This is a genomic window from Mycobacterium sp. (genome assembly GCF_049802695.1).
In the GTDB taxonomy this organism is placed as follows: domain Bacteria; phylum Actinomycetota; class Actinomycetes; order Mycobacteriales; family Mycobacteriaceae; genus Mycobacterium.
Window position 1 is genome coordinate 1 of sequence record NZ_JBARMY010000137.1, and the last position, 6647, is coordinate 6647.

The window sequence follows — 6647 nt, forward strand, 5'->3', positions numbered from 1 at the left end:
TCGCGATCAGATCCTCCACATTACTTCGTTTCAATTTCGTTCGAGGGCCGGCTCATTAGCTCGTTGCTGCGAAACGTCTGGCTTCCCGACCCACATCGGGGGAAGGCGCGGCCTCGCTTGACCCCCAGTAAGTCCCGATAGCGCTCGCTATCAGGTCAGATCCCTCTGGCCGGTGCGCGCCGCGACGCTGCACCGGTGTCGACCGACAAATCGAACGAAGGACACCGTGGTCACACTTTGGCCGGGGTCAGGCCGCACCGGTGCAGCATCGTCGACAAGTCTTCACAGACTTTTCCGCAGGTCTGAGGATGATGGGGTGTTGAGGTCAGGTAGTTGATACCCCGGCTGCCCAGGGCGATTTGCAGAGCGGTGCGGCCGCCGCGTCGGGGTGCTCCGGTGAAGATGGCGCCGTTGAGTTCCTAAGGGATGTCAAGCTGCGCCTGATTGTTTAGCGTGTTGGTTGGACGGGCCGGTAGATGGAGCACGTAGTGACTCCTTGCTTCGCCGGCCCGTTCCTGTTGTGACGCGGGATCGGCGAACTTTGTCAGGGATTGTGTAGTGCGCTTGGATGATTGCGCGAGCCTCATCGCGGGTGATCGCCTGTCCGTCGACATCGCCGATCTGGTACGGGATTTGTGCACGCCAACAGGCGACGATGCGGGTGAGCAGTGTGGCGATGTGGCACAACGCGGAGTTGTGATGCTTGCCGCTCTCGATCATGAGGCGGTGATATTTGGCCGCCAGTGTGGGATCGAGGCGGCGGGCCTGATTGGCGCTCATGAACAGGGCTTCGCGTAGGAGGTGATCGCCACGCTTGGTCGGACCGCCGTGGCGTCCGGACAGGCCTGAGGAGTCCAGGGAAGGGACGAGGCCGCTGAACGACCGGACTGCGGCCAGAGATTGGAATCTGCTTGCGTCGCCGAGTCGTCCGAGGATGACCGCGCCGGTAATGTCGCCCACGCCGGGTGCGGAGGTGATGATGCCTGCGGGTCACGGTCGGCGACCAGTATCGCCATCGCTCGTCGAGTTCTTTGATCTCAGCAGTCAGCGCCAGCGCCAATCTGGCCTCGATGGCGTTTCGAAACCGTCGTCCATGATTACGACGTTGTCTTGACACCCAGGGCGGTCAGACGCTCAAAAGTCCCTCAGGGTGCTGAAACCCGGCGGGTAAGTCATCTCGGTGGCCGGCCCCGCCTGAGCCTGCTTTCGCCAAGGAATTCGGGGCGAACTGGTTCTTGATACAAGCGATGCGTGCTCTCAGCTTCCGGATCAGATGGAATGCCAAACGCCGCGGAGTCATCTACTCGTTCTTGTTCATAAGAGCAAGTGGAGACCAGTTACGCGAGCTCGGCTCTCTCATCGATTCCGGTGCCATACGTCCCGTTGTGGACCGGATCTTCCCCTTCGAATCGACGACGGATGCCCTGTCTTACGTGGAAAAAGGGCGCGCAAAGGGCAAGGTTGTCGTAAAGGTCAGGTGACGGCTGCTTGAGCCCGACCCGTGGCCGTTGCCATATACGGCTTCTCTAAGAACCCAAGGACCGATCAAGCCCGCTGATCGAAGCGGCGTGCCGATACGAAGCTGTCAATCGCCAGCATTTCGGGTACATGGATGCGGTCGTGCCAATGGTGATCTTCGTCAACGAGGTCCGGTGATGCGGGTTTGCTCTCGACGAACAGCAGTGACATGGTCATTCAGCGGTACCTGTCTTCGTATCTTTGGACTATGCGGGTGTTCTACTGGATCGGCTCGTCGCCAATCACGGTGGTGCGCAGCATTTCGCGCGGTGAGCTGGGGTCGTAGCGGGCCGCTCGGTGCAGCACGCCGCGGTTGTCCCAGATAACGGTGTCGCCGACCGACCATGAGTGGCTGTACACCTTGTCGCGCACAGTGGCGCGCACGAGTAACTCCTCAAGCAGGGCGCGGCCCTCGTCGAGATCCATGCCGACCACGTAATCGGCCGAGGCGCCCAGCACCAGTGACTTGCGGCCACTGCGGTGTGTCCACACCAGCGGGTGTTCGTGGGTGCGCCGGGAGCGCCACCGCGCCAACTGCTCTGGGGTGGGTTCGAGGGTGATGCGCCGCTGCGATGCCTCGAGCGAGTGCACGACACGCAGTGAGCCGAACCGGTCTTTTTCTTCTTCGGTCAGTGCGTCGTAGGCGGCGTAAGAATTAGCGAATTCAGTTTCGCCGCCCCATTCGGCCACCTGCACGGCCGAGAGAACGGTGGCTTTCTGTGGGCACTCGTGCCCCAAGGGGGTGCAGCCATCGATATGCCAGTCAAACGTCGCCTTCAAGTAGGCCGCTGAGGAGTTCTTCGAGGTATCTAGCGTGATCGGGTAAATGCCGGCGACGGCGTGATGACCGTCGGAGGAGTGGTCGACCCCGCCGAGCCGACCGCAGAACGCAACCTGCGCCTGCGGGTCAAGTCGCAGATCGCGAAAGACCAGAACGCCGTTGTCCTCCAACGCATCCAGGATGGCTTCACCCACCGAGGCGTCGGAGGTCAGATGGGCAGTGTCCAGGCCAGCGACTTCGGCGCCCACGGACTCGCTGAGCTTGGTGATAGTAAGCAGACTCACGGTCTGTCCTTTCTAACGAACAAAAAATTGGTGGCGTGAGGTGGGTGGCTGCCCCGATCAAGGCACCGGTTCGCCGGTTCGAATCATGACCGCGTCGGCGGCGCTGACCGGTACGGGCTGGTGCATGATCTCTACCGACATGGCGACCATGATCAGCGAATAGATCAGGTGCAACAGGTTGAGCGCGTCATCGGGCAAACTGTCGAGCGTGAACTTGTCGCAGTACTCGATGGCCTCTTCGAGCCGCGGGAAGAACGCGTCGTAGAACTCGCGCATCTCGGCCATCGTGCTGGATATCCGGGTGTTCCAGCGTTCGGTTTCGCTGGCCAGACACCAGGTTTGGGCGTACTTCTCCAATTCAGCGAACGCGCTGGGCAGCAGAACATCTGACATTGTCACACTCCTGCCGGGGCCGGGGTGTTTTCGCGCTGGTAGGCATCGACCCAGTCGAGGACCACCTTGTGCAGGTGCCGTACCAGGATTTCCTGATCGTTGAGCGGGAAGTTATCGATAATGCCGTATTCCAGTGCGGCCTGCGTACCTCCCAGCATGCCCGCGTCTTGTAACGCAAACTCCTTGAGCACCACCGCAGCGACTTCATGTTCGATGCGCTCTCGCACACTGCGAGCGGGGTGAAAGTAGGTGTAGGCCTCGAAGCGATGTGTGTTGTAGGAGGTGGGCCAGTACCGGTAGAGCAGATACCAGCCCCCGTAGATCAGGATCTCAGTGTTGGGAAAGATCTGGAAATTGCTGATTCCCCACGGCTCAACGCCGCCCGGATTGAGCCCGGCCGGGAGCTGGCCAATATCGGGAGTGCGCCATGGGCCGACCAACCCGCTCTTGGTGGCGCGCTCGATCGGATACATGTACTCCGGGGGCAGCAGCCACCGGCGCTGCCCAGCCGTGGACACCAGCCGGTGCGGGCCGTCGAGTTGGAAATGCCCGCACGTGAATCCGGAGTTGGGGTCACGCACTTCCGAGGGCACCTGTTGGGGATGCAGCGAGGGGACGTGATAATACTCCTGAAACGCGTCGGCAAAAATCTTCCAGTTGCTGTTGTTGTGGGCGACCCACTCGTAGCGTTCGGTCAGTTTGCCGAAGGGGTAGTCGTCCAGGCCGGTGATCATCGGGCCCAAAAATTCGCGCAGACTCTGACGCGGCTCGGCGTCGAAGTTGATGAAAATGAATCCGTTCCACACATCGCAGTGCACCGGCCTCAATCCGTACTCGGCTGCGTCGAGGTCGAAGAATTCCGACTCCTGCTGTACGAATGTCAGCGCACCATCGAGGCCGTAGCGCCACCCGTGGTACTTACAGGTGAACTGGCGACAGGTTCCATGAGTCTCCTCAGCGGGAAAGTCGTTCCAAACCAGCTTGTTTCCCCGGTGACGGCAGACGTTATAGAAGGCACGTATACGCTCGTCTCGACCTTTGACCAGAATGACCGAACTGCGGGCGACCTCGATCTCCTTGGTCACATAGCTCCCGATGCGGGGCAGTTCCTCGACTCGGGCGACGTTGAGCCACGCCCTGTTGAACACCGCTTCGCGCTCGAGTTCGAAGAAGTCTTTTGACGTGGAGTCTCTGAATGAGATGGGGCCGGTTCCCAGTTCGGGGTAGTGCTCGGTCCAAGAGCCCTCCGTGGGCCTACCCGATCGTGCCATGGTGAACCTCCCAGTCACATGTATCCATCGACAAAGGCTGCGCTACATCGGCTGTCACATCACCGCTCCGCCGTTGACGCCCAGCACCTGGCCGGTGATGAAACCAGCCTCTTCCGAGCACAAGAACCCGACCGCCGCGGCGATGTCGGCTCCGGTGCCCAAGTGGCCCACCGGGATGTTGCTGGCGATCTGTTCGTTGGGCCCTAGGTATCCCGCTGCCTGTGCCCGGTGCTGCATCGGGGTTTCGATACCGGAGGGCGGGATGTTGTTGACGGTGATCCCGTCGGCAGCGTACTCGCGAGCCAGCGACTTGGTGAGGGTGATAACCCCGCCCTTAGACGCGGCGTAGTGGGCCGCAAACGGAGATCCTCGCTGCGCGCTAGACGACGAGATCATCACGATCCGGCCCCATTTCGCGGCCACCATGTCTGGCAGGGCGACTTGGCAGCAGTGGAAGGTCCCGGTCAGGTTGACATCGATGATTTGCGACCAGGACTCGGTGGTGATGTCGGCGAACGCCGAAAACCCGAACAAGCCCGCGCTGGTCACCAGGACCGAGACCGGGCCCAGCTCGCTGCGCACCTTGGCGAACGCCTGCTCGACGGCAGGCCGGTCGGTGACGTCGGCACCCAAACCGATGGCGGTAATACCCTCCGCGCGAAGGTCTTCGGTGACGCGTTGTGCTGCTTGCTCGTTGACATCGAGGACCGCGACCTTGTGCCCGCGCCGGCCGAGTTCGTGGCAAGCCGCCTCACCCATGCCCGAGGCGCCGCCGGTCACCACCGCGACCTTGATCACCGAGTCCGCTCCATTGCGGTACGTCTCCTGGGTGTTCACTCGTAGACCACCCGCACCGTGCGGCTGGTCGGCAGGGCCTGACAGGTCAGGACCCAGCCTTCGTCTACTTCGTCGTCGTCGAGCGCGTCATTGTTGACCATCCGAGCGCAACCCTCTGCCAATCGGGCCATACATGTTCCGCAGGAACCGATTTCGCACGATGACGGAGCCCGCAGCCCCGCCATGCGGGCGGTCTGCAGCAAGGTATCGCCCGCAGTATAGGACACCGTGGTGGTGCGCCCATCCAGTCCGATCGTCACCTCTTCGGTGACCACAGCGCCAGCCTCAACCGGGGAGACCAGCGGCGTGGCTGTCGCTTCGAAGCGCTCGAGGTGCACACGCTCAGCCGGCACTCCTGCGGTTCCGAGCGTGATCTCCACCGTGTCCATGAACGGGCCCGGCCCGCAGATGTAGAAGTCGGCATCCTCGGTGTGCACAATGAAGGACTGAACCTGTGCAGGTGTGACGATCCCGGTGGCCTCGTCAAAATGATGCTGCAGGGCGAAGCGGCTGGGGTGGCGGTCCCGCAGGGACGCCAGTGCAGCATCGAAGATCACCGAGTCCCTAGCGCGGTTGGCATAAAACAGCCAAGTGCCACGATTCGTTGACGCCAGTGCTGACTGCAGCAACGAGAACACCGGCGTGATGCCACTGCCACCCGCAAACGCAATCAGCGCGCGATCGGTGTCCTTCAGGACAAACCGCCCCCGGGGCGGCGCGACGTGAAGCGTGCAGCCTGGCACTGCCGTGTCGTTGAGCCAGTTCGAGACGACACCGTCGCGGTCACGTTTGACCGTAATGCGTAGGTCCTCTTCCACCGCGGGCGACGACGACATTGAGTAGCACCGTTGATGTTGCTGTCCGTCGACGCAGACCAGCAGCGTCAGGAATTGGCCGGCCTGATAACGGAATTGCTGCACGCTCGATTCGGAAACGTCCAAGACGATCGAGACAGCGTCGCGGGTCTCACGAATCACGCGCTTGACTGGCAACGGCACAAAGCGGTCGGTCGGCCATTCGGCGGCATTAGCCGTGTCGATGTTGACCACGCGGGCGTCGGTCACGCTCGCGGGACCGGCATACGACAAAGCGCGAGAATCGGGCATCCTTGGAAGAGTATCAACTACTTGCGATTGGTCTCAAGTACTAGATATACCGCTGGTGGTGTGTGGGCAAAGGCGGACAGAGTAACAGGCCATGTCAGTGTTCGACGTGGTCTTTGAACAGCTCGTGGCCGGTGCCCTTTTCGACCACACGGCTGAGCAATTCACGCAGGGTCTGCTGCTCCTCGGCGCTGAGCACGCCGAACACCGTCTCGTGAGCGGCCAGGGCGTCGCTGATCACCGTGGCCACGACGTTTCGTCCTTCGTCGGTGAGGTAGGCCTGCAGAATCCGCTTGTGCCGGGGGTCCTGTTTTCGCTCCACCAGGCCGCGGCGTTCGAGCGCGGTCAGCGCCAGCTGAACGCCTTGTGGGCTGATCAGGAGACGCCGGGCCAGTTCGGCGCCGGACAGGCCCGGTTCGTTGGAGAGTTGGCGCAACACACCGATTTGGGCCGTGCTGAC

Annotated in this window: 9 protein-coding genes; 1 reads left to right on the plus strand and 8 read right to left on the minus strand. The window is 61.8% G+C overall.

What is annotated here, in order from left to right:
• Positions 1-429: 429 nt before the first annotated feature.
• Positions 430-981 carry a transposase gene (locus WA317_RS05265; RefSeq protein ID WP_425172043.1) on the minus strand — a complete coding sequence of 184 codons (552 nt, stop codon included), beginning with the start codon at positions 979-981 and terminating at the stop codon, positions 430-432.
• A 266-nt stretch (positions 982-1247) separates the two neighbouring features.
• Here WA317_RS05265 and WA317_RS05270 point away from each other — a divergent pair, with 266 nt between their 5' ends.
• Positions 1248-1481, plus strand: coding sequence for a zinc-binding dehydrogenase (locus WA317_RS05270; protein ID WP_425172036.1), 234 nt, complete (start codon positions 1248-1250; stop codon positions 1479-1481).
• Between the two features lie 64 nt (positions 1482-1545).
• On the opposite strand, the gene WA317_RS05275 is transcribed toward WA317_RS05270, so the two are convergent.
• The 7 genes from WA317_RS05275 to WA317_RS05305 form a co-directional block, all read right to left on the minus strand.
• Positions 1546-1695: a hypothetical protein gene (locus tag WA317_RS05275; protein WP_425172037.1), complete on the minus strand. Its 150-nt coding sequence runs from the start codon at positions 1693-1695 to the stop codon at positions 1546-1548.
• A gap of 42 nt (positions 1696-1737) precedes the next feature.
• On the minus strand, positions 1738-2583 hold the full coding sequence (locus WA317_RS05280; RefSeq protein WP_425172038.1) for a TauD/TfdA dioxygenase family protein: 846 nt from the start codon (positions 2581-2583) through the stop codon (positions 1738-1740).
• Positions 2584-2640: 57 nt separating this feature from the next.
• A complete protein-coding gene (locus WA317_RS05285) occupies positions 2641-2976 on the minus strand; it encodes a hypothetical protein (RefSeq protein ID WP_425172039.1) in 336 nt (111 codons plus the stop codon).
• A 2-nt stretch (positions 2977-2978) separates the two neighbouring features.
• A complete protein-coding gene (locus WA317_RS05290) occupies positions 2979-4247 on the minus strand; it encodes an aromatic ring-hydroxylating oxygenase subunit alpha (protein ID WP_425172040.1) in 1269 nt (422 codons plus the stop codon).
• A 54-nt stretch (positions 4248-4301) separates the two neighbouring features.
• Entirely contained in the window at positions 4302-5042 is a 741-nt protein-coding gene (locus WA317_RS05295) for an SDR family NAD(P)-dependent oxidoreductase (RefSeq protein WP_425172044.1), read from the minus strand.
• Positions 5043-5080: 38 nt separating this feature from the next.
• A complete protein-coding gene (locus tag WA317_RS05300) occupies positions 5081-6190 on the minus strand; it encodes a 2Fe-2S iron-sulfur cluster-binding protein (protein ID WP_425172041.1) in 1110 nt (369 codons plus the stop codon).
• A 94-nt stretch (positions 6191-6284) separates the two neighbouring features.
• Positions 6285-6647: MarR family winged helix-turn-helix transcriptional regulator (locus WA317_RS05305; protein ID WP_425172042.1), on the minus strand; the 363-nt coding region annotated here is incomplete at its 5' end.

Coding starts and splice junctions, on each gene's coding strand:
- WA317_RS05270 (WP_425172036.1), top strand. CDS start 1,248: ATGCGTGCTCTCAGCTTCCGGATCAGATGGAATGCCAAACGCCGCGGA.
- WA317_RS05275 (WP_425172037.1), bottom strand. CDS start 1,695: ATGACCATGTCACTGCTGTTCGTCGAGAGCAAACCCGCATCACCGGAC.
- WA317_RS05285 (WP_425172039.1), bottom strand. CDS start 2,976: ATGTCAGATGTTCTGCTGCCCAGCGCGTTCGCTGAATTGGAGAAGTAC.
- WA317_RS05290 (WP_425172040.1), bottom strand. CDS start 4,247: ATGGCACGATCGGGTAGGCCCACGGAGGGCTCTTGGACCGAGCACTAC.
- WA317_RS05300 (WP_425172041.1), bottom strand. CDS start 6,190: ATGCCCGATTCTCGCGCTTTGTCGTATGCCGGTCCCGCGAGCGTGACC.